Origin of the sequence: Devosia chinhatensis, assembly GCF_000969445.1 — a bacterium.
Classification (GTDB): Bacteria; Pseudomonadota; Alphaproteobacteria; order Rhizobiales; family Devosiaceae; genus Devosia; species Devosia chinhatensis.
Genome location: NZ_JZEY01000034.1, coordinates 1 through 534, shown reverse-complemented (window position 1 = coordinate 534; position 534 = coordinate 1). Strand labels below are relative to the sequence as shown.

The 534-nt window shown below is 46.1% G+C and carries 1 pseudogene; it reads left to right on the top strand.

The features are described from left to right. Nucleotides 1-419: pseudogene (locus tag VE26_RS19065) on the top strand (hypothetical protein); the annotation flags it as partial. Nucleotides 420-534 lie beyond the last annotated feature (115 nt).

Below are 534 nucleotides of genomic sequence, written 5' to 3'. Positions count from 1 at the left end.
CAAGGAGAGGGGAGGGGGGGAGAGAGGGGAAGGCAGGAGAAGGAATAAGCAAGGGAGGAGTGGACGAGGGAAGAAGGGGAGGAGGCAAAAAGAGGGACATAGAAAGGGGCGGGGAAAGAAACGTGGGGAGAAAAGCGAGGAAAGAAGGAAGTGAGGAGAGGGAAGGGAAAGGGAGAGGGAGAAAGAAGAAAGGAGGTAAGGAAGAGGGGGGAGAAAAGAGGGAGAGGGGACAAGAAGAGGAAAAGGCGGGAAGAAGAAAGAGAGAAAAGGAGAAAGAGAAAGAAGAAAAAGAAGAGAAGAAGAAAAAGGAAAAAGAGAGAAGAAGAGAAGAAAGAAGAGAAAAAGAAAAAAGAGAAAAAAAAAAAGGAAAAGAGGAAAAAAAAAAAGAAGAAGACGGAAGAAGAGAAGAAGAGAGGTAAAGTGGGAAGGGAGATGTGTAAAAGAGAGAGGAGAAAGAGAATAAAGAGAAAGGAAAGAAAGAACAAGAGATGTTCGAGCGTGCGCACGCCGATCAGCGCCGAAGTCATCTCCTTG